The sequence below is a fragment of the Parabacteroides sp. AD58 genome, from assembly GCF_023744375.2.
GTDB lineage: Bacteria > Bacteroidota > Bacteroidia > Bacteroidales > Tannerellaceae > Parabacteroides > Parabacteroides absconsus.
The window spans coordinates 3,447,501-3,470,671 of record NZ_CP146284.1 but is presented as its reverse complement, the minus strand read 5'-3'; the positions used below and the strand labels follow the sequence as shown (position 1 = coordinate 3,470,671).

Here is a 23,171-nt window from a genome sequence, read left to right as displayed (position 1 = left end):
TCTTATCCTAAAATCATACCGATGATGGTGGCCGACAAGACAGAAACCAAAGCTCCGCCAACCATCGCCTTGAACCCTGTTCGGGAAATCATTTCTTTCTTCTCGGGAGCCAAAACACCCAATCCGCCCAACAATATACCGATTGAAGAGATATTAGCAAATCCACATAAGATATAAGTAGACATGATCACCGATTTCTGAGAAACGAACAATCCGGCATCCCGCCATTCCTGCAACTGGAAGTAGGCCACAAACTCGTTCAGAATCGTCTTCTGCCCCAGCAAGGAACCGACCAGCATAATATCATCTGAAGGAACACCGATCAGCCACATAAACGGAGCCGTGATAACCCCTAATATAAACTGGAACGTCAGTCCGTCTGACTTACCGTCTGTTATCTTGACAATCCAGTCATTTATTCCGGTATAATGACCTACGACATTATTGGTAAAGTAATTCACCATCGCAATCAGGGAAATAAACACCAACAGCATGGCAGCAATATTCGTCATCAGCTTCACACCGGTTACTGTTCCGGATGAAATAGCTCCCAATACATTATTATGTCCTTCGTCGCCCCATTCAGCCTTCGAATCCTTCTGGATCGGTTCAGTCTGCGGACACATGATCTTCGCAATCACAATAGAACCCGGAACTGCCATGACGGAAGCAGACAGCAAGTGAGTCGCAAACATCTGCTGCGCCATCGGATCCTGTCCGCCCAACATGCCGACATAACTGCCCATCACCGAACCAGCAATCGTACCCATTCCCGAAACCATCACGAGAAACAGTTCCGAACGGTTCATCGTCGGTAAATAATTCTTGATCAACACCGGCGATTCAGTCATCCCTAAAAAGATATTTCCACAGGCAACCAAACCTTCTGTCCCAGATATATTCATCACTTTCCGCAGCAGCCACGACAACGCGCCGACTACTTTCTGGATAATTCCCCAATAATAAAAGATAGAGACCAAAGCCGAGAAGAAAACAACGATCGGCAATGAATGAAGCAAGAAACTGAATCCCGCCGACTTCGAAGCATACGGCCCTAACAGGAAATTCAGTCCCGCACTTGTAAAGTCCATCAGCTTGACAAATACAATTCCCAATGACTTAAATAAACTTCCCACAATCGGGATATAAAGAATGGATAAGGCCAATACCAGCTGAATCAGCAAACCACCACCCACTAACTTCCAGTCGATCCGCTTCCGGTCGTAACTAAACAAATAGGCAATGGCTATTACAACCAATATGCCCGCGATGCCTCTTCCCAAAGACATCCATCCAAATCCTCCTGTTTCAATCATACTATTCTAAATCTTCTCTTCGTTTTAATTCGTCTTTATAAATCTTCGCATGTTCATAATGTTCGGAATCGATCGCTTCCTGAAACTTCCGTTCCAAAATATCCAAAGGCATATAGCTTAACCACAGATCCAAATCGGCAGCATTATGGAAATCGTCGGGCGACTTGTCTTTCCAAAGCTGTTCAAACTCGTCTTCATCTACCAGATCGTATGATTCATCGTCGTCGTCCTCATCGTCGTCATCCTCATCTTCATCTCTTTCCGACGGACTGTTATCTCCATTCTTGTCAAATATCAATCCACATTCATTCAATACTTCTTCTGATGTAAAGATATCGACTTTCAGCCGCAGAGCGATCGCAATGGCATCCGACGTTCGGGAATCAATCCGAACCTGCCGCTCACCATCAAACAAGACTAGCTCTGCATAAAATACGCCGTCGAGGAATTTGTAGATATATACTTCTTGTAGCAAAATGCCAAATGAATGGGTAAACGTCACAAACAGATCATGTGTTAACGGCCGGGGCGGAGTCAGATGCTCCAAAGCCATGGCAATCGACTGAGCTTCAGCCATGCCTACAATAATAGGAATACGATGCGGTCCGTCTACTTCCGACAAGATCAGGGCATAGGCACCCGACTGTACCTGACTTCCCGTCAATCCTTGCACTTTAAGTTTTATTTTCTTTGCCATACTCATCCGTTGATAGGACACAAAGATATACTTTTTTCGATAACTTTAACCCGCTCGGCCAATCATTTATTCATCTGCGGCCCACTGCTTCATCTCATACATATCCTGATATTCCTCCCATTCAGGGTCTAATTCGGTATAAATAGTAATAGGCAACTGTTCGAAGTCTTTCAAGGCGTCATTCAACCGTTCACCAAAAACCCGGACGGTACGCGTATAATATACCCAGATCTTTTCGCCGCCACCGGTATAAACGCTGGTCTGGATTGCCAGCTTGTCTTTCTCCATCGCCTTGCGCAATGCTTCTTCTACCGCTTCCATCCGCTCGGCCTCAGCTTCCGAAGGCATGCCCTGTTCGGCCGGCGTATATTTCCAGGTGATTTCCACCCGTTCCTTCAGCTTACCACTCTGCATAAACTCTGTCAGTTCGTCCCGACCATAGATGGTCACTAAATCACCGTTGTCATTTTCAGACAATGCCGTAAACCATTTATCGCTTAATCTCATAATCGCATATTTTATTGATTAGCAAAGATAGGAGTTTTCATCTGAATGTTCAACTCCATAAAATACATCCGTTGCCGGAATATCACCGCGCCTTATCGTTTTTACCGATATGTCTTATCGGAAAATACAGAAATACAAACAGGATTCATTCATCGTACGGACATTATATTTGTGCAAAACCCAATCGGATATGAAAGCTATCGTTCTATATTATAGTCATAAAGGCAAGACAGCCCGGTATGCAAGAGAAATAGCCTTGTACTTATGGTCTAAAGGATTGCATGTTTCCCTAAGCTCACTTTCCGACTTTGAGCCCTCCAAAATCAAAGAGGCCGACATGCTCATTACCGGATGTTGGACTTGCGGATGGTTTGTCGTTGGGCAACACCCGCATCAGACTTGGTGTGAACTGAGCAAACCGTTAGCGGGTATGGTTCCACCAGAGCGAACCTTGTTCTTCACCACCTACAAGATACGTACCGGAAGCATGTTCCGACGTATGAAAAAGGTCATGGAGATTCCGCCGGATACCCAGTCGTATGAACTTCGTTCACGAACCGGTATGCTGACTGCCGACGACAGACATATACTCGATGCTTTGATATATTCAACTATTCATCAATAAACTAAAGTCAATTGTTATGGAAGAAAAGAAACTGACCAGCGCCTCAGGCGCACCTGTTGCCGACAACCAGAATGTAGCCACTGCCGGCCGTCGAGGACCAATGCTTCTGCAAGACGTGTGGTTTCTGGAAAAATTGGCTCATTTTGACCGTGAAGTCATTCCCGAACGCCGCATGCATGCCAAAGGGTCCGGGGCTTTTGGGAAATTCACCGTTACGCACGACATCACCCGTTACACCAAAGCAGCTGTCTTTTCTCAGATTGGTAAGGAAACCGAAGTCTTTGTCCGTTTCTCTACTGTCGCTGGAGAACGGGGAGCTGCTGACGCGGAAAGAGATATTCGCGGATTTGCCATCAAATTCTATACGGAAGAAGGGAACTGGGATCTGGTAGGCAATAACACACCGGTATTTTTCTTGCGTGATCCGCTGAAATTTCCCGATTTGAATCATGCCGTTAAACGGGATCCGCATACGCACATGCGCAGTGCCCGCAATAACTGGGATTTCTGGACGCTTTTGCCCGAAGCGCTTCATCAGGTAACGATTACCATGAGTGACCGCGGCATTCCGTATTCGTATCGCCACATGCACGGCTATGGTAGTCATACCTTCTCGTTTATCAATGCAGCCGGCGAACGGAACTGGGTAAAATTCCACTTGCTCACGCAGCAAGGCATCAAGAATCTTACGGATCAGGAAGCAGAAGCCATCATCGGAAAAGACCGGGAAAGTCATCATCGCGACCTCTTTGAGAGCATTCAGAAGGGAGATTTCCCTAAATGGACCATGTATGTGCAGATCATGACTGAAGAACAAGCAAAGAACATGCCTTATAACCCATTTGATCTGACGAAAGTCTGGTCTCAAAAGGAATATCCGCTGATAGAAGTGGGCGTATTGGAGCTGAACCGGAATCCGGAGAATTACTTTGCCGACGTAGAACAGGCAGCTTTCAATCCGGCCAACGTCGTTCCGGGCATAGGCTTCTCGCCCGACCGCATGTTGCAAGGCCGCTTATTCTCTTATGGAGACGCGCAAAGATATCGTTTGGGAGTGAATCATTACCAGATACCGGTGAACCGGAGCCGTTGTCCTTTCCTAAACATGTATCATCGGGACGGACAAATGCGAGTGGACGGAAATCATGGAGCGACTCTCGGCTATGAACCCAACAGTTATGGTGAATGGCAAGATCAGCATGAATACAAAGAACCGCCTTTGGAACTGGATGGAAGTGCTTATCAGTGGGAGTTCAGGGAAGACGATGCCGACTATTATTCACAACCGGCAGCACTATTCCGCCTGATGACACCCGAACAGCAGCAAGTCTTGTTCGAGAACACGGCTCGTTCGATGGGCGACATTCCTGAATTCATCAAGGTTCGCCACATCCGCAACTGCGCAAAAGCCGACAAGAATTATGGCCTCGGCGTAGCCCGCGCCTTAGGTTTGGAGCATGTCCTTGCAGAGATCGGTTAACTGGCATAAAAACCAGGCACGGACTCGGATAATTGAGAATTGAGATTAATAATTAATAAATAGGCACGGATTTCGCGGATTAACACGGTAAATATTTATTTTAAACCGTGTTTTTCGTGAAATCCGTGCCTAATATTGTGTCTGTAATTGTCAATTGCCAATTCAATTGGCCGGAGTAAATCATCATCCTTTTCACCGGAGTGTCTTGAAATGCAGGATATAGGCCGTAATGCCCGCCGCCAACAAGATGAGAAGCGACTCCAACACCCAATGGTCGAGGAGGAAAATGACGGCATGAAGAATGGTAATCCAGACGAGTGATACGGAAATAATCTTGACCTGCAGCGGAATGGCCTTGTGCTCACGGAAATTACGGATATAAGGTCCGAGTTGCGGATGATTCAACAAATGATTATATAAGCGGGGAGAACTGCGAAAGAACAGAGCAGCCGAAAGCAATAGAAAAGGCGTTGTGGGCAAAAGCGGTACAAAGATCCCGATCACTCCCAAAGCACAAGAGAGAATCCCCCACACCACCAACACATATCGGACAATCGGAATCATTTGTCAAGCATTTTCTTCTGGCTGCAAAAGTAAGGATTTATCCGGGAAAACATGAAACAGGCGCGGACTTCTTGTCTTGCCCGTGCCTGTCCCTTTACTTATTTACTTTATTTACTCATTCACCTTCCATTCAATGATACCGCCAGATTCTCCTTTTTGCAACTGAGCAGCAATCTTCAGTCCGGTTGTCTTGACAGGTTTGAAGTCCAGACTGTTGTAGCAGTCTTTCTTCACGCCGTATTCATTGAGAGCTTCTACTTCCTTCCAACTGTTGCCGTCTTTGTAATACAGTTTCCAGCTGGCAGGAACCCGGTAATTACCATCGTAATGATCGAAATCTAACCAATATACCTGTACATTCGATACGGTATAAGGCTGATCGAACTCGTATGCCAAGGTTTCCAACGAACCGGTCTTCAGCCACCAGTAGAAGTAAGGTTTGGAAATATCAGATGAACGCTTCGGTTCCCACTGATCATTAACGCCCCAAGCCGGTGTTTCAACTGAAGCAGATTCGGGAGCATCCTTCTGGATAGGAGCCTGAATGTTGAAGGTCTTTGCCTTCGAAGCGATAGTCGGTTCGGGTGTCGGGACTGCCCGGTCTTTCGAATCAGCGACCCAGACTTCCATCTGTCCGGCGCCACGGTTGTTCCAGGTTGAATACGGAATAGCCTTGAACGGTACATCCTTTATCGATCCGTCTTTTTCTACTTCTTTGGCTGTTCCGGTCAATACCATCACACCTTTCAGCAGATTGGCATCAAAGGCGGCATCAATCTTGGCATCTGCCGGGATGAACTTATTGAACACGACACTGTCGGGCTGGTCGATACCTTCCAGACAATAGACAATCGGACCGCGTTCCATCGCCAACATGCCCCGGTCATCTTCAACCTGATCGTTGGCCTTGATCCGGCGAACTTCCATCGGCAGCTCCAGCTCGATTACATCATCCGGTTTCCAAGTACGGACAATGGTGGCATAGCCGTCACCTTCAGCCGGCTTTACCGTCGAACCATTCACCTTCAAGGTATATTTCTCTGCCGGTGTTGTATAAGTATACAAATCGGAAGCAACCGGTGTACTTTGCAACCAGCCCGGAATACGCAGACGAATAGCGAACTCACTTTCCTTCTCCGGTTTTACCGCGATAGAGACCTTTCCATCCCACGGATAACCAGTTGTCTGAATCAGCTGCACCTGATTGTCGGCCGTCTTCATCTCACTCTTGCCCTGAATATACAGATTGACATAGATATCATTGCCCTGCGTTGCATAGACATAGTTGGATACCGAAGCCATGAAACGAGTCACGTTACCCGGACAGCAGGCACAACCAAACCAGCGCTGGCGTTCATGTTCGCCCATTGATTCAAGCGGATTATCATAGAAGAATTTATCTCCGCTCAATGATACACCCGAAATCACGCCATTATACAAGGCCCGTTCCAAGACGTCCATGTATTTGGCTTCACCTGTTGCCAGAAACATCCGGTAATTCCAGTAAACATTGGCAATGGAAGCACAGGTTTCGCAGTAGTTCGTATGGTTGTTCAACTCATAATTCGGGCCGAAGCCTTCGCCCTGCGGACGAGAACCCATCCCACCGGTAATATACAGTTTCTTACCCACCAGATTATCCCACAAACAAGTCAAAGCATGGAAATAAGCCGTATCATGTGTGAGGGCAGCCACATCGGCTACTCCGGAATACAGATAACCGGCACGGACGGCATGGCCTACGACCTCATCCTGTTGAAGAATCGGTTTATGGTCCTGACTATAGGCATTCAGTTTGTGGCCGTCTGTTCCGCGTCCCGTTTCTTCTACGAAATACTTCGCCATATTGAGGTATTTCTCATCACCGGTGACTTTATACAGTTTTGCCAAAGCCATCTCGATGATAGGATGACCAGACGGAACGTGCTTCTGCCCTTCATTCGGTCCGAATACCTGACAAACCAGATCGGCATTCTTGATTGCCACATCCAGCAATGTCCGTTTTCCGGTTGCCCGATAATGAGCGACAGCCGCTTCGTAGAGATGTCCGCTGTTGTACAGTTCGTGGCTGTTGATCTTTTCCCAGCGGGAACTGCCCCACCAACCCGACAGACGCGTACATTTATTGGTAACACAGGTCGTCAGGTAACCGTCCGGTTCCTGTGCTGCCGCTATGATGGTAATCACACTGTCGAGATAATGATCCAGTTTCGGATCATACTTTACGGCCAGCGAATACGAAGCTCCTTCGATTACCTTGTACGGATCAGTATCATCAAACGAGAAATCACCCTGATGTTCTCCCTTGATCATGCCAGCAGCCAAGGCAAAGTTGTCGAATCGGCCATTCTTCTCGCATTCCTTGAAAGCCGAAGGAATGGAAACCGTCCGGTTTGTTTCTATACGCTGCGACCAGAACTGATCGTCAATATGTACCTCAGTAAACGGTACTTCCTGTATCGGAGCATCCGGCTGTTGATAAACCGGAGCCGAACAAGACCAGAACCCGGCAACGGCTACGCTGCCGATAAGGACCAAAACCTTATTCTTCATATACAACCACTATTTTATTTAGTTATGGAACAATGCTTTTTCCGTAAAACTGCCTACGCACAAATATTTCTCATAAAGTGACTGATAAGCAGCTGCTCTTTGCGGATCAGGCTGGTATTCCTTGGCAAAACCGGAATTCATGGCTGCCACCGCGTCTTCTACACGGGCATATTCGCCTGCTGCCGTAGCGGCAAACATGGCTGCACCTAAGGCACAGGCCTGATCGGTATTGCAAACTTTCACCGGCATGTTCAAGACATCACTCAGTGTCTGCATCACAAACGGAGATTTCAGGGCAATACCGCCGATACCAATTACCGTATCAATCGTTACACCCTCACTCCGGAAACGGTCTACAATGGCTTTTCCGCCAAAGGCTGTCGCTTCTACCAAGGCACGGAAGATACGCGGAGCGGTTGTTCCCAACGTAATGCCCGTGATCGTTCCTTTCAACAGCTGGTTGGCATCGGGCGTGCGGCGTCCGTTCATCCAGTCGGTTGCAATCACCGTACTTTCTTCCATCGGAATCTTTTCAGCTTCTTCCGTCAGCACCGGAATAATCTGTGCACAAGCCTCGTCAATCAGTTTGGCTTTCGTTGCCTCATCGATACATTCGGTCTTTGCCACAATCTGTTTCAACGGGAATTCCAATACCCGCTTGAACCAGGCGTAGACATCTCCGAAAGCCGACTGGCCTGCTTCCAGACCGATCATGCCCGGAATAACCGAACCATCCACCTGTCCGCAAATACCTTTGATCAGCTTATCGCCGATTTCTTCGTACGAAGCTACCATCACATCACAAGTTGAAGTACCGATAACACGTACGAATGTATGTGGTGTTACACCGGCTCCTACAGCACCCATGTGACAATCGAAGGCTCCTCCTGCCACAACCACCTGAGTTGTCAAGCCCAGACGTTCAGCCCATTCGGCTGTCAGATGACCGACGGGTTTATCAGCCGTTTCGGTTTCCGTAAACAGGCGGTCTCTAAAGCCGGCAAAAAGCGGATCCAACGCCACCAGAAACTCTTCGGAAGGCAGTCCGCCCCATTTCGGATGCCACATGGCCTTATGCCCGCAAGCACAGCGGCTTCGAACGATCTTATCAGACGAAGTAACGCCCGTCAGCAATGCCGGTAACCATTCACAATGTTCTACGATGGAATAAGCCGCCTTCCGGACAGCCTCATCTTCACGCAAGACATGCAAGGCCTTTGCCCAATACCACTCAGAAGAATAAATTCCTCCTTCGTAAGCAGAATAGTCGACCGACCATTTCTTGCAAAGCTCATTGATTTCTCCAGCTTCTTTTACCGCTGTATGATCTTTCCACAAGACAAACATCGCATTGGGATTCTCGGCAAACTCCGGCAATAAAGAAAGCGGAGTTCCGTTCTTGTCGGTAAACACCGGCGTAGAACCGGTCGTATCAAAAGCCATGCCGACAACTCTTTCGGCTGCACCCGCCGGACAAGCGGCCAGTGCCTCACGAACCGTACCGACCAGCACGTCGATATAATCCTGCGGATGCTGACGATACTGGTTAATCGACGGATTACAATATTTACCTTCGCTCCAACGCGGATAATATTTAACAGCTGTAGCTATGGTTTTCCCTGTCTGGACTTCCACAATGACAGCCCGGGCAGAGTCAGTTCCATAATCCAGCCCAATAACTAACGGATCCTTCATACTACGAAATTTTATCAGCAAAGAGATTTATTCAGCATGTAATATATTTCATTCATGCGAAGTTCTTTCTTAAAGTTCTCGATCGTCGTATTCTTGTCGATGACAACGATTTCAATGCCGGCTATTTCAGCATAATCCTGCAGATATTCAACCGACAAGTCGAACGAGAAGCTGGTATGATGTGTACCACCGGCCAGAATCCAGGCTCCAGCACCTACTTCGAAGTTCGGTTGCGGAATCCACAAAGCCGAAGCTACCGGCAGTTTAGGCAGTGGTTTGCTCTTGATGCAATCTACTACATTGACGATCATACGGAAGCGGTTGCCCATGTCGACAATCGTAGCGGCAACACCTTCGCCCTGCTTGCTGGTAAATACCAGACGAGCTGTTTCGCTGTCGATACCAATACTCAGGCGATGAACTTCCAGTTTCGGTTTGTGCTCGGCAATCAGCGGACAAACTTCCAGCATGTGAGCCTGCAGAATAGCACTCTTCTCGCCGTCGAAGTTCAATGTATAATCTTCCAGGAACGAACATCCCTTCGGCATGCCCTGGCTCATAAACCACATCGTGCGGTACAAAGCAGCTGTTTTCCAGTCGCCTTCAGCACCAAATCCATAACCTTCCTTCATCAAACGCTGAGAAGCCAAGCCCGGGATCTGATCGAATTCACCCAGATCATCGAAGTTGGTGGTAAAACCTTTGGCCCCTTTGTCTTTCAACAGGCGGCGCAAAGCGATTTCAGCCTTAGCCGAATTCCAAACTTTGGTATAAGCTTCCGTTCCCGGTTCTTCCAGTTTCGGATCATGATCATATTCTGCCCAGTATTGTTCAACCAATGCTTTCGTATCAGCATCCTCAACGGCACGATAGTAAACCATCAGGTCATTGATCGGGCAATAATCAACGTGATAACCCAAAGTCTGTTCGGCAGCTACCTTATCACCATCGGTTACGGCTACATTATTCATCTGATCGCCGAAGCGGAGAATCAGCATATCCTGTGCATCAGCCCAGGCAGCGCAGACACGCATCCAAGCAGCGATTTTCTTCTGAGCAGCTTCATCCTGCCAATGGCCAACAACTACTTTACGGTTCTTACGCATCCGGGCACAGATATGACCGAATTCGCGGTCGCCGTGAGCCGACTGGTTCAGGTTCATGAAATCCATATCCATCGTGTCCCAAGGAATTTCCTTATTATATTGCGTATGGAAATGCAACAGCGGTTTCTTCAATTCCTGCAATCCATGAATCCACATCTTAGCTGGAGAGAACGTGTGCATCCAGGTAATTACACCGATACATTTATCGTCGTTGTTGGCAGCTTTAAATGCAGCCGTTACTTCCTTTGCCGAATTGACGGTTCCTTTATAAACCACCTTGACAGGCAGATTTCCGCTGGCATTCAAGCCGGCTACCATTTCATTACTATGTGCATCAACGGCAATTACAGCATCGCCACCATACAATAATTGTGCACCTGTTACAAACCAAACTTCAAATTGATCAAATGAATTCATAGTATTACGTATTTATGTTAATAAATTGATTATTTCTTTTGTCCATAATAAGCATTCGGGCCATGCTTGCGGCTGAAATGCTTTTCAACCAGCAGCGGATTCATCGTCAGTTGCGGGTTGATCAGGTATGAGAAGCAAGCCATCTTGGCTACCTGTTCCATTACGACGGCATTATGAACGGCCTCGTTCGCGTCTTTTCCCCAAGCAAAAGGACCATGGTTCTTTACCAGAACACCCGGTGTATGCACCGGATTCAAACCTTCAAAACGACGGACGATCACTTCGCCGGTTTCCCGTTCGTAAGCACCTTTCACTTCTTCGGCTGTCATGTCTGCCGTGCAGGGAATCGCATCATGGAAATAATCGGCATGAGTCGTTCCGATGTTCGGAATATCCTTGCCGGCCTGTGCCCAGGCAGTAGCAAATGTAGAATGGGTATGGACAACGCCACCGATTTCAGGAAAAGCCTTATACAACACGACGTGGGTAGGCGTATCACTCGAAGGATTCAAACTGCCTTCTACTACCTTTCCTTCCAGATCGACCACTACCATATCTTCGGCTTTCATGGTCTCATAAGAAACTCCGCTGGGTTTGATAACCACCAAATTACTTTCCCGGTCAATGGCCGACACGTTTCCCCAGGTAAAAATGACCAATCCATGTTTTACCAAATCTAAGTTCGCTTGAAAAACTTTCTCCTTTAGCGCTTCTAACATCTTATTTTACTTTATAAATGTCACTTCCTGCCGGCCAAATGCTTATTAAACCATTACAGTTCTTACTCAACCGACTCGGTAGCGAAAGTAGGATTTATTTTAATTCATTGAACCTCTAGTATATATGTTATGGAACATAATTTGTGTTTCTCATACACTTTTAACCATTTCTTCCGGAGAAAAGGATTCCTCAGAAAAGAGATTGTCTACTAAAAGTTATGTCCACTTCATAAAAATCCTACTATCATTTAATTTTTCGACAGATGTGGTAAAGCTTTATGACAATTGTGAAAAAGCTTTTTGACATCTGTGCTAAAGCTTTTCGACAGATATGGAAAAATTAAAAAGTCGTATCTTTTCAACTAAAAAGTTATAGTCATCTATTTCAGGTTCAACTTAAATGGTTACATTTGTTACACCTTATTATTAAAATAAAGACGATGAAAAACGTTGGTTGCTTAATAACTCTGTTTCTGCTCTGTTTCATTGCCGGAAACTGTAGCGCACAAAAAGAAGAGAAAAAATCTCTGATCATTATCAACGACAGATTCTTCGAGGAAAAACCGGAACCCTTTCCTTGCGGAAAACCGATACAAATAGGAAACCTACATGATTCGATTCTAGGGAAAATCAGTATTACGAAATATGAGGGGATGTCGGAAGAAGCGAAACAACTAGCTATCCCAACTAATAAAGTAGAGAAGGGAGAAGCAATTTTACAAGCGGCTCAACAAGTAAGACTGCTTACCGTCATTCCCCAATGTCCATCCATTCAATATACCGTCGGCGATGTGTTTCCCGACTTCTCACTCCGCGACATGCAAGGAAAAAACTGGACAAACGAGCAGTTGAAAGGGAAAAAGACAGTCATCAACTTCTGGTTCACCGGCTGCGGTCCTTGCCGGAACGAAATGCCCGAATTAGGTCGCTGGGTAAAGCAATTTCCAAAAGTTACCTTCCTAGCGATCACCTTTCAAAAAACCGAACAAATCCAACAACTCGTTGCAGAACAGCATTTCTATTTTCACCAGCTTGTAGAAGGAGGAGAACTTATCAAAGAACTGGGAATCCAATCATACCCGACAACCTTTGTATTAGATGAAAACAACCGAATCGAACGGATTGAAATCGGAACCACGCCGCTTCAACGCAGAAATATCCTTAAACATATTCAATAACCTATCGGTTAATAATGAAAAAGAAATCGTTTAGGAAGACTGACATTCTATTAAGACTTGGAGCTTTTCTTAAAATATTTCCTTATTTTTGCGTAATTGTAGAAATTATATACTGATTATTTTGATTTATGGATTTCAAACTAGATAAAGGAAGTAACTGTATGCGTGCCAAAGGCTGCAGCAAAATCCAGAACAACAAGCTGAATACATACGACTGGCTGTGCGGCGTTCCGGATGCGGAGAATGCAACCGACTTTGTAGAAGTACAGTTCAAAAATACAAGAAAAGGATATTATCTGAACCAGGCACATATCCCCTTGGAAAAAGGTGATATGGTTGCTGTCGAAGCGGCGCCGGGGCATGACATCGGCATGGTGACCCTGACAGGAAAGCTGGTTCTGCTTCAGATGAGAAAGAATAACGTCCGGACAGACCAGGAACCGAAAAAGATTTACCGGAAAGCCCGTCCGGCTGATCTCGAGAAATACGAAGAGGCAAAGGCGAAGGAACATGATACCATGATCCGTTCGCGTCAGATCGCTGCCAGCTTGGGACTGGATATGAAAATCGGTGATGTCGAATATCAAGGCGACGGCAACAAGGCAATCTTCTATTACATTGCCGACGAACGTGTAGACTTCCGTCAGCTGATTAAAGTCCTGGCTGAAGCATTCCGGGTACGTATTGAAATGAAACAGATCGGCGCCCGTCAGGAAGCCGGACGTATCGGAGGTATCGGTCCGTGCGGACGCGAGCTTTGCTGTTCGAGCTGGATGACCAACTTCGTATCTGTAGCAACCGGTGCGGCCCGTTATCAGGACATTTCCATGAATCCGCAGAAGCTGGCCGGCCAGTGCGCTAAATTGAAATGTTGCATCAACTACGAAGTGGATGCCTATGTGGAAGCACAAAAGCGCTTACCTTCCAGAGAGATTCCGCTGGAAACGAAAGACAATACCTATTATCATTTCAAGACAGACATCTTCAAGCGGGAAATTACTTATTCTACAGATAAGTCGATTGCCGCCAATCTGATAACCATCCCGGCACAACGTGTTTTTGATATCATCAACATGAACAAGAAAGGAATCAAACCTGAAACCTTGGAGGCTGATATCAAACAGCAGAATAAACGGGATTCGCAAGATATCTTAGGGCAAGACAGTGTTACCCGCTTTGACAACGTACAGAAGAAAAAGAAGAAAAAACGGGGCAACGGCAATGCGGCCAACAACAACGAAGCGGCAGCCGAAAAGACACAACCGGCCAATAATCAGCCTAAGCAGGCACAGCCGGCCAAGAACCCGAATCCGGCGAACGAGAAGAAAGCCGACAAGCCGCAAGATGCTAAGAAGCCGAATGCCGCTCCGGGCAACAACAGCAACAACGGGAACAATGGCAATACGGCTCAAAAGCCACCGAAGAATAACAACAACCGGCCGAAACAAAAGCCGAAAGCAGCAGCTCCCGATAAGCAACAGCCGAATGGAGACAGGCAGCCCAACGGAGAGAAACAACAGCCGCAGGCAAAGCAGCAACCGGCCAACAACAAACCGGCTAATCGTCCGCAGCAACCCAATAACAACAAACCGAAGGATGCTAAAAAAGACAATTAATTCAGTTTTGGCTATAATTATCTGTACCTTGTCTTTTTCCTGCGATTACGAGGCTTTATACTACCAGTATCAAGTCATTGATAATTCGGCCTGGGGAAAAGACAAGGTCTATTATTTTACCTTTATGGTGACAGATAATTCGATTCCTTATGACGTCACGCTCGACATTCGGAACAGCAATAAATATCCCTATCAGAACTTATGGCTTTTCTGTAACGAAGAACCACCCGTTGGTCCTCTGCAGAAAGACACCATCGAATGCATGTTGGCCGATGAGTTCGGGAAATGGTACGGAAGTGGCATCTCGCTGTATGAATCCAGCTTCCCAATCCGGCAGAATTATCTGTTTGCCAATCCCGGACAATATACATTCAGTTTCCGTCAGGGTATGCGCGACAGCCTGATAATAGGTATTCAGGAAATAGGTTTGCGCGTCGTCCCGGCTAATGTTCCTTCCGGGTCGCATCCAAGCGAATAAAGATAAAGAGCAGAATCGTAAATCCCAATAAAGAAGATCCGCCATAGCTGAAGAAAGGCAACGGAATGCCGATGACCGGCGTCAGTCCGGTTACCATTCCGATATTAATGGCCAGGTGGAAAAGAAAGATGGAAGCCACCGAGTAACCATATACACGGGCAAAAACGCTATCCTGCCGTTCGGCCAGTGCAACGAGACGAAGAATAAAGACAGCAAATAAAAGCAATACGGCCGTCGCACCCACAAAGCCCTGCTCTTCTCCTACTGTACAAAAGATAAAATCTGTATCCTGTTCCGGCACATATTTCAACTTGGTCTGCGTTCCATTCAAAAAGCCTTTTCCCGAAAAGCCTCCAGAGCCAATGGCTATCTTCGACTGATTCACATTATAGCCGGCGCCACTGGGATCATCTTCCAAACCCAAAGATACTTTGATACGAATCTGCTGATGTGGCTCCAGTATATCGGTAAAGACATAATTGACAGAAAAGAGGAAACCGATTGAAGCCAAGGCAAAAAAGCCGATCAGCACGTAATTCCATACCCAAGAATGTATGGAAAGATAAATCAGATACAGCACTGTCAGTCCCAACAATGACAGCACGACCCAATTCAGATTAAACGGGAAATAATAGGAAACCAGACCGGACACACCTAATACACCTAACGAAGTGTACGATATAATCTGTACAGCCAGTTTGTTTTTCTTTTCAATATAGACCAGCAGGACGGTAATACACAACACCAAAAGAGAAACCAGGAAAATTCCCAACGGTGTTTCACCCATCATCACGTCCGCATACTTCATTCCCGTTACGAAATAGACAACGGCACAAACCCCAGCCAATAGGAAATAGCCCGACATTCCTTCCCGGTAAAGCATCAGGAAGAAAGCTAAATACACCAAAGCAGAACCGGTTTCTTTCTGTAAGAGAATACAGACCATCGGCAGGAAAATCAATCCCAATACCATCAGAAAGTTCTTATACCGGGTCAGTTCGAACCCGTACGTTCCCATCAGTCGGGCGACAGCCAAAGCAGTAGCGAACTTGGCAAATTCGGCGGGCTGCAACCGGATGGGTCCTAGTACCAGCCACGATCGAGAGCCTTTGATATCGGGAGCGAGGAAAATCGTCGCCACAAGCAACAGAATGATACCACCATAAATCAAATAGGAAAAGACCTCATAGAAGTCGCGCTCTATCATCAGAATAGCAAAAGCGACACATAAAGAAATTCCCATCCAGATCAGCTGATTCACCGGACGGCTCGATAAGGCAAACAGTTTGTCCATATCATATTCATAACTGGCACCACAGATAGTAACCCAGCCAGCCACAATCATGATCACATATAACAGGACTGTTATCCAGTCGATCGACTTCCAACTATCTCTACTACTATAACCCATTCGGCAAAACAACAGCATTAACAATATAATCTTCGATAGTCTGGCTCTCCGGAAGAATATGTCCCCGCAGATACTTTTCTATCATCAACCGTCCAATTGGCACAGCATAGGTTGCACCAAATCCGGCATTTTCTACAAACACGGCAATCGCAACTTTCGGCTGCTGATACGGAGCGAATCCCATAAAGATAGAATGGTCTTTTCCATGCGGGTTTTCAGCCGTACCGGTTTTCCCACAGACTTCGATATCCGGCAGATTAGCGCCCCGACACGTCGCACCATAAGCTGTACCCATCACGGCGCCTCGCATTCCTTCCGCAATATAGGAATAATATTTCGGATCAACTTTCGTGTAGCGCCGCTTTGTATACAACGTGTCCAAAACCGTATCCTGGATTTCTTTCACCACATGCGGTGTGATAAAATAACCGCGGTTGGCAACTGTAGCCGCCAGGTTACAGATCTGTAACGGAGTTGCCAGAATTTCTCCCTGACCTATCGCAATGGATATAATCGTACTCGAGTTCCATCTTTTCCTGTAAATCTTATCATACACCTTGCTGTTGGGAATGTAACCACGTTTCTCTCCCGGCAAATCAATACCGAGTTTATATCCGTAGCCCATCGATACCATATAATCTTTCCATACATCAAACGCCTGCTGAACACTCGGATAGCGGGAGCGGTCATCCAGCAGATAATGCAAGCCCCATGGGAAGAAAGAGTTACACGAAGTAGCCAGGGCACCGACTAAAGGAAGAGGAGAAGGATGACCATGGCAGGCCGGTTTTCCGCCACGATACGTATACCCGTGAGCACAAGTAAAGCGTGTCTCGGGAGTTATCACTCCTTCTTGCAGGAAAATCAATCCCTGCGTTGGCTTGAAAGTAGAGCCCGGCGGATATTGCGCCATCAACGGACGATTAAATAAAGGTTTCAACGGATCTTCCTGCAGTTTCTTATAGTTCTTTCCCCGAATACGCCCCACCAGCAAACTCGGATCATAGGTTGGAGATGAAACCATACACAGCACTTCACCGGTTTCCGGTTCGATCATCACAATACCGCCTAACTTATTCTTCATCAGCTTTTCTCCATAAGCCTGCAAGTCGATGTCAATAGACAGCTTCAGATTTTTTCCCGAAACAGCCGGTGAATCATATTTTCCATCCTCATAATGGCCTTTAATACGCCCATGAGCGTCCCGTAAAAGAATCTCAACTCCTTTTTCTCCACGAAGGACTTGCTCATACGAACCTTCAATACCGGTTCTGCCCGAATTATCTCCCGGGACATAATAGGGATCTTTTTCTATATCTTTCGCGTTCACTTCACCGACATTTCCCAAAAGCAAGGCCGCATTCGGATAAGCATATTCCCGAATTGTCCTGTTCTGCACATAAAACCCGGGAAACTTATATAATTTTTCCTGCAAAATGCCACATTCTTCAGCCGACAACTGACTCATAAATAACTGAGGAGTATAAGAAGAATAGCCCGGATTCAACCGACGGTTTTTCATATCCGTAATCCGCTTCCGGTATTGCTCAATCGTAATACCTAATATCTGGCAAAAGTCCAAAGTATCAAAAGGCTGGACTTCACGCATAATCATCATAACATCATAGGAAGGCTGGTTATAAACCAACAGTTTGTCATTTCTGTCGTATAGAATGCCCCGAGAAGGATAGATTGTCTTTTTCAGAAAGGCATTACTGTCGGCCCACGCTTTATAATCACTGTCGATAATCTGCAGATAAAATAATCGGACAATGAAAATAGCGACCAAAGCAATCACAGCGCCACCAATCACATAGCGTCTGTTTTCATATTTATATTTTAATTTATTCTCCAACTTTCTGTGATTCAAAATTGAACAGCTCAACCGCGCAGATCGACAAAATCGTCATAATGACACTGGCACCAACACGCACCAGCAAAAAGACAGGATCAAATAAAGTTAAAGCTTCTATCAGGAACAACGTGACATGATGAATCAGCACAAACAAAGCTACATATCGAATGAAGCCCGCATAACCAAAAGACTTATAAGAAGGATATAATCCGTCAGCTATATCTTCTCCTTGCAGGAAATGAATAATCGGTTCTCTTAAAAGCCCAACTAAAGCACACGCTCCTGCATGCATTCCCGGCGTATTGGAAAACATATCAATAATCAATCCGGTAGCGAATGAAAAGATCAATACACCCGTGCGCGAAACACCTATCGGCATCTTGATAATACAATACAAATACAAAAAAGGTGTAGCAATACGCAGATAATGAATATTATTCAGAAACAGTACCTGCAATAAAACAAACACGACAAAATAGATGATGCTACGCAATATATTATTGATCATTTTTCTTCGCCTCTCTTTCTAAGTTGATTTGTTCTTCCTGTCTGAAATTCTGAATAACACGCACATGCTGCAAAGTCTGAAACGAAGTTGCCAGCCGAACCTTCAAAGAATAAAAGTTATCATCATGACCCGTATAAAACTCTTCTATTGTTCCAACAATTAGTCCAGGAGGGAAAATAGCAGAATATCCACTTGTAACGATTGTATCGCCTTTATTGAATTCCGAATGTTTTGGTAATTCTTCCAAAGTGGCATACGAAGCATCCCGTCCATCCCAAGTAAGATAGCCAAAATTATTATTACCAAAAACTTTACAACTTAATCTGGATTTTGGATTCAACAAAGGTATAACAACAGCGAAATGGTCTGAAACTTGAGAAACAACACCTACAACACCTCGATCTGAAACCACACCCATATCAGGAGAAATACCATCCACACGACCTTTATTTAAGGTAATATAATTTGACAGCTGGACAAAACTGTTGTTTGCTACTTCTGCCATGATGAATTTGTAAGGGAAATTATGGATAGAATCACATACAGCACCATGAAATGTGACAGTATCGGCTTGCATGACATCCAACTGTTCCTGCAATTCCAGAATTTTCATTTCCATCTCACCATTTGCCTTTTGCAAGGAACGATTAACTTCCTTCAAATTGAAATAGGAGGTGATATCACCATATATAGAACCTAAATAACCAGAAACAATATTACCCGAATTAATCAGAACACTCCGCTGATAGGAATTATTCTGATAAACTAATACGATAGAAATTACCTCAAATATAATGAATAAAAACCAATGCTTTTTCCTTAATAAAAAGTCAAGCAATTTCTTCATAAGCCTTATAAATAAAAGCTGGATATTAAGTAAGACTTACTACTTAATATCCAACCTGCAAGATTTATCGTATAAGGAAATTAAACTTATCTATATTCTTCAAGGCAACTCCTGTTCCACGAGCTACTGCATGAAGTGGATCTTCAGCTACATGAAAAGCGATATTCATCTTATCAGCCAACCGCTTATCCAAACCTCGCATCAAAGCACCACCACCCGTCAAATAGATGCCGTTATGTACAATATCGGCATACAATTCCGGAGGAGTCTGCTCCAAGGCACTTAGAATAGCAGCTTCCATTTTGGAGATAGTACGATCTAAACAATGTGCAATCTCCTGATAAGAAACCGGGACTTCCATTGGTAAGGCCGTCATCTGATTAGGTCCATGTACAACATAATCCTCTGGCGGATCTTGTAAAGTAGTCAAGGCCGAACCCACATGAATCTTGATCTGCTCAGCTGTTCTTTCTCCTACTTTTACATTATGCTGACGACGCATATAATCAACGATATCAGCAGTCAAATCATCACCCGCAATACGGATCGACTTATTAGAAACGATACCACCCAAAGAAATCACTGCAATTTCTGTGGTTCCACCGCCTATATCAACTATCATATTTCCTTCTGGAGCCTGTACATCAATACCAATTCCTAAAGCAGCCGCCATAGGTTCAAATATCATATATACATCTCTTCCTCCGGCATGCTCAGCAGAATCTCGTACTGCACGAATCTCTACTTCCGTACTACCTGAAGGAATACCAATTACCATACGCAATGAAGGCGTAAACCAACGACTTTTATTACTTGCCATTTTAATCAGACCACGCATCATCTGCTCTGCTGCATAAAAGTCGGCGATAACTCCTTCTCGCAATGGACGAATGGTTCGGATATTATCATGTACTTTTCCATCCATCTCTCGGGCAGCCTTTCCAATAGCCAATACTTTATCCGTTCTACGGTCTAAAGCCACCATGGAAGGTTCATCCACTACCATTTTACCATTACAGATTACGATGGTATTGGCAGTTCCCAAATCCATTGCTACTTCTTGAGTAAACGAAAACAAACCCATTGTTTGAATTTCTTTCTTCCTTAATGATTAATGTTTAAAATGACGTATGCCCGTCTTCACCATAGCAATATTGTGTTCATTGCAATAATCTACAGAAAGTCCGTCTTTGATAGAACCACCCGGTTGGATAACGGCTGTTATACCTGCTTTATCAGCAATTTCCACACAATCTGGGAATGGGAAGAATGCATCTGAAGCCATTACAGCTCCCTGTAAATCAAAATTGAATGAATGAGCTTTCTCTATTGCTTGCTTCAAAGAATCTACTCGTGAAGTCTGACCGATACCGCTGGCACAAAGCTGTTTATTCTTAACCAAGGTAATGGCATTCGACTTACTGTTCTTAACGATCTTATTAGCAAACAACAAATCTTCAATCTCTGATGCTGTCGGTTGCTTTTCAGTCATAGGTACCAAATCAGCCTCTGTCTGAATACTCAGGTCTTTTTCTTGCATCAATACGCCATTCAACAGCGAACGGAACTGCATCGGACAAGTTTTGCAGTCTTTGCGTACTAATACAATACGATTCTTCTTTTGCTCCAGAACAGCCAACGCGTCTGCATCGTATGCAGGAGCAATGATCACTTCAAAGAAAATCTTATTGATTTCTTCAGCTACTTCCTTATTGATCGTTGTATTCGTAATCAAAATTCCACCAAAAGCAGAAACCGGATCACCTGCCAACGCATCTTTCCAGGCATCAACCACATTACTACGTGAAGCAATACCGCAAGCATTGTTATGCTTCAAAATAGCGAATGTCAATTCATCAAACTCATCGATCAAATTAACAGCAGCATCGATGTCCAGCAAATTATTATACGAAATTTCCTTACCATGCAATTGTTCGAACATATCGTTGAAACGACCATAGAACAAACCTTTCTGATGAGGATTTTCACCATAACGTAAATGCATCGGTTGATCAACAACTACACGGAAATAAGATCCTTCACGGTTATCAAAATAATTAAAGATAGCTGAATCATAACCTGAAGATACAGCAAATGCTTCTTTAGCAAACCATTTACGATCTTCTAAAGAAGTCTCCGCTCCCTTTTCATTCAGTAAATTCAGCAACGGAGTATATTGATGCTTTGAAGCAACAATAACAACATCCTTAAAGTTCTTTGCAGCGGCACGGATCAATGAAATACCGCCTATATCTATCTTTTCAATAATAGATTGTTCATCAGCACCTGAAGCTACTGTCTCTTCAAAAGGATACAAATCAACAATCACCAAATCAATTTCAGGAATTTCATACTGGGCTAACTGAGCCTGGTCTCCTTCGTTTTCACGACGAGCCAGAATTCCACCAAATACTTTCGGATGTAATGTTTTTACACGTCCACCCAAAATAGAAGGATAACCTGTCAAATCTTCTACTGCATCACAAGCAAAGCCCAACGACTCTATAAAAGATTTCGTTCCTCCTGTAGAAACAAAAGAAACACCTTCACTATTGAGCTTCTTTAAAATCTCATCTAAACCATCCTTGTGGTACACAGAAACAAGTGCACGCTTAATTCGTTTTGTTGCAGTCATTGTTTTTAGCCTTTACACATTAAATTATCAAGAATGCAAAATTAATGATTATTTTTTTCTTTGTACGATTATTTTTTCCAGGAACCAAATTTTTAACACGACTTTTTATTATTTCGACAACTTAAACTTATCCAACAAACGATTGATTTGTGCCGTACGCAACTGCAAATTCCGTTCATCCAAATCCTCTGTCATGACTTTGGCCTCTGCATCCGAAATCAAACCATCTTTCTGGAATTGCTCAACCTGACGTTTTTCGTTGGCCAGCAACATACGAATAGCCTTACGCGTTACAGCGCACCGATACGAAATTGGGTATTCTTTGGATAAACTTGTGATCGAATAATCTATCTGCCGGATATTCTCTTCTATCTCATTAACCAGCTGCTGCAAAGCTTCCTTCTTTGAATCTGATAAAACTGAAGCTTTAGAAACATCATTCACGAATTTCAAAGACTCTTTCTCTATGATAATAAAGCCTCGTCCTAAATCATATCCGCTAATTACACGCTCATGGGCATATCGGTCTACCCACTTCTTTATTCCATCCCAGTTTTTAATCCAACGGATATAAAAGGGATTATCATAATAGGCAAAAATAGTTTTACGATAAGACAACGGCACATGCCCGTCTCGATCATATAATTCATCCAACGAGACCAATAACTTCTTCAATGATATATTAGAAATAATACCTTCGTTATATAAGCTCCAACATAATGTCCGTTCTTTTTCTATTACTCGCAAACGGACGTCAGCCAACACATCTTTTGTCCGGATAGTAACATCAGGAGCTTCTTCTGTCTCGGGAAGAAATTTCTCGACCAAGGCCCAATTGGCAATTTCCAAGGCTTCTCTTTTCTTCAACTTTTCCAGGTAGTTCTCTGAATTATCCACGATCTGCTTTTTCAGGCTATAATCCAACAACATCTTTGCTGAAGGGACTTTTGTTAATCCAAGTTTT

General features: G+C 44.7%; 20 protein-coding genes (1 of these 20 only partly in view). 5 read left to right on the top strand and 15 right to left on the bottom strand.

What is annotated here, in order from left to right; genetic code table 11:
• Positions 1-2: 2 nt before the first annotated feature.
• From NEE14_RS14690 to NEE14_RS14680, 3 genes are all read right to left on the bottom strand, one after another.
• A complete protein-coding gene (locus NEE14_RS14690) occupies positions 3-1,316 on the bottom strand; it encodes a NupC/NupG family nucleoside CNT transporter (RefSeq protein ID WP_251967514.1) in 1,314 nt (437 codons plus the stop codon).
• A 1-nt stretch (position 1,317) separates the two neighbouring features.
• Positions 1,318-2,013 carry a bifunctional nuclease family protein gene (locus NEE14_RS14685; RefSeq protein ID WP_251967515.1) on the bottom strand — a complete coding sequence of 232 codons (696 nt, stop codon included), beginning with the start codon at positions 2,011-2,013 and terminating at the stop codon, positions 1,318-1,320.
• 66 nt (positions 2,014-2,079) lie between these two features.
• Positions 2,080-2,520, bottom strand: a complete 441-nt coding sequence (locus tag NEE14_RS14680) for a DUF695 domain-containing protein (protein WP_251967516.1) — start codon at positions 2,518-2,520, stop codon at positions 2,080-2,082.
• 190 nt (positions 2,521-2,710) lie between these two features.
• Here NEE14_RS14680 and NEE14_RS14675 point away from each other — a divergent pair, with 190 nt between their 5' ends.
• Together NEE14_RS14675 and NEE14_RS14670 are read left to right on the top strand one after the other, a co-directional pair.
• A complete protein-coding gene (locus tag NEE14_RS14675; RefSeq protein WP_251967517.1) occupies positions 2,711-3,145 on the top strand; it encodes a flavodoxin domain-containing protein in 435 nt (144 codons plus the stop codon).
• Positions 3,146-3,161: 16 nt separating this feature from the next.
• Positions 3,162-4,625, top strand: a complete 1,464-nt coding sequence (locus NEE14_RS14670; RefSeq protein WP_251967518.1) for a catalase — start codon at positions 3,162-3,164, stop codon at positions 4,623-4,625.
• Positions 4,626-4,817: 192 nt separating this feature from the next.
• Here NEE14_RS14670 and NEE14_RS14665 read toward each other — a convergent pair whose 3' ends face one another.
• The 5 genes from NEE14_RS14665 to NEE14_RS14645 all read right to left on the bottom strand — a co-directional run bounded on the left by NEE14_RS14665 (position 4,818) and on the right by NEE14_RS14645 (position 11,679).
• Positions 4,818-5,189: a YbaN family protein gene (locus NEE14_RS14665; protein ID WP_251967519.1), complete on the bottom strand. Its 372-nt coding sequence runs from the start codon at positions 5,187-5,189 to the stop codon at positions 4,818-4,820.
• A 111-nt stretch (positions 5,190-5,300) separates the two neighbouring features.
• Entirely contained in the window at positions 5,301-7,742 is a 2,442-nt protein-coding gene (locus NEE14_RS14660) for a glycoside hydrolase family 127 protein (protein WP_251967520.1), read from the bottom strand.
• A gap of 18 nt (positions 7,743-7,760) precedes the next feature.
• Positions 7,761-9,437, bottom strand: coding sequence for a ribulokinase (locus tag NEE14_RS14655; protein WP_251967521.1), 1,677 nt, complete (start codon positions 9,435-9,437; stop codon positions 7,761-7,763).
• A 14-nt stretch (positions 9,438-9,451) separates the two neighbouring features.
• Entirely contained in the window at positions 9,452-10,960 is a 1,509-nt protein-coding gene (gene araA, locus NEE14_RS14650; RefSeq protein ID WP_251967522.1) for an L-arabinose isomerase, read from the bottom strand.
• Positions 10,961-10,989: 29 nt separating this feature from the next.
• Positions 10,990-11,679 carry an L-ribulose-5-phosphate 4-epimerase gene (locus NEE14_RS14645; protein ID WP_251967523.1) on the bottom strand — a complete coding sequence of 230 codons (690 nt, stop codon included), beginning with the start codon at positions 11,677-11,679 and terminating at the stop codon, positions 10,990-10,992.
• 440 nt (positions 11,680-12,119) lie between these two features.
• Between NEE14_RS14645 and NEE14_RS14640 the strand changes: the two genes are divergently transcribed.
• The 3 genes from NEE14_RS14640 to NEE14_RS14630 all read left to right on the top strand — a co-directional run bounded on the left by NEE14_RS14640 (position 12,120) and on the right by NEE14_RS14630 (position 14,951).
• Positions 12,120-12,857, top strand: a complete 738-nt coding sequence (locus NEE14_RS14640) for a TlpA family protein disulfide reductase (protein WP_251967524.1) — start codon at positions 12,120-12,122, stop codon at positions 12,855-12,857.
• A 128-nt stretch (positions 12,858-12,985) separates the two neighbouring features.
• Positions 12,986-14,473 (top strand): regulatory iron-sulfur-containing complex subunit RicT, encoded by a 1,488-nt coding sequence (gene ricT, locus NEE14_RS14635; protein WP_251967525.1) that lies wholly within the window; start codon positions 12,986-12,988, stop codon positions 14,471-14,473.
• 7 nt (positions 14,474-14,480) lie between these two features.
• Entirely contained in the window at positions 14,481-14,951 is a 471-nt protein-coding gene (locus NEE14_RS14630) for a gliding motility lipoprotein GldH (protein ID WP_251967526.1), read from the top strand.
• On the opposite strand, the gene rodA is transcribed toward NEE14_RS14630, so the two are convergent.
• From rodA to NEE14_RS14595, 7 genes are all read right to left on the bottom strand, one after another.
• Positions 14,917-16,362, bottom strand: a complete 1,446-nt coding sequence (rodA, locus tag NEE14_RS14625; RefSeq protein WP_422394714.1) for a rod shape-determining protein RodA — start codon at positions 16,360-16,362, stop codon at positions 14,917-14,919. The two genes, NEE14_RS14630 and rodA, sit on opposite strands and share 35 nt — an antisense overlap.
• Complete coding sequence (gene mrdA / locus NEE14_RS14620; RefSeq protein ID WP_251967528.1) at positions 16,352-18,217, bottom strand: penicillin-binding protein 2; 1,866 nt, start codon at positions 18,215-18,217, stop codon at positions 16,352-16,354. Before mrdA ends, rodA begins: the two co-directional genes overlap by 11 nt.
• Entirely contained in the window at positions 18,207-18,725 is a 519-nt protein-coding gene (mreD, locus tag NEE14_RS14615; RefSeq protein ID WP_251967529.1) for a rod shape-determining protein MreD, read from the bottom strand. The genes mrdA and mreD overlap by 11 nt, the downstream gene beginning before the upstream one ends.
• Positions 18,715-19,572, bottom strand: a complete 858-nt coding sequence (gene mreC / locus NEE14_RS14610) for a rod shape-determining protein MreC (RefSeq protein ID WP_251967530.1) — start codon at positions 19,570-19,572, stop codon at positions 18,715-18,717. Before mreC ends, mreD begins: the two co-directional genes overlap by 11 nt.
• Before the next feature lie 64 nt (positions 19,573-19,636).
• Complete coding sequence (locus NEE14_RS14605; protein WP_251967531.1) at positions 19,637-20,656, bottom strand: rod shape-determining protein; 1,020 nt, start codon at positions 20,654-20,656, stop codon at positions 19,637-19,639.
• 27 nt (positions 20,657-20,683) lie between these two features.
• Entirely contained in the window at positions 20,684-22,207 is a 1,524-nt protein-coding gene (purH, locus tag NEE14_RS14600) for a bifunctional phosphoribosylaminoimidazolecarboxamide formyltransferase/IMP cyclohydrolase (RefSeq protein ID WP_251967532.1), read from the bottom strand.
• Positions 22,208-22,315: 108 nt separating this feature from the next.
• Positions 22,316-23,171, bottom strand: partial view of a cation:proton antiporter gene (locus tag NEE14_RS14595; RefSeq protein ID WP_251967533.1) — the 3' portion only. 1,253 nt of this gene lie beyond the right edge of the window; only the last 856 of its 2,109 coding nucleotides appear in the window; its start codon lies off the right edge, out of view; it ends in the stop codon at positions 22,316-22,318.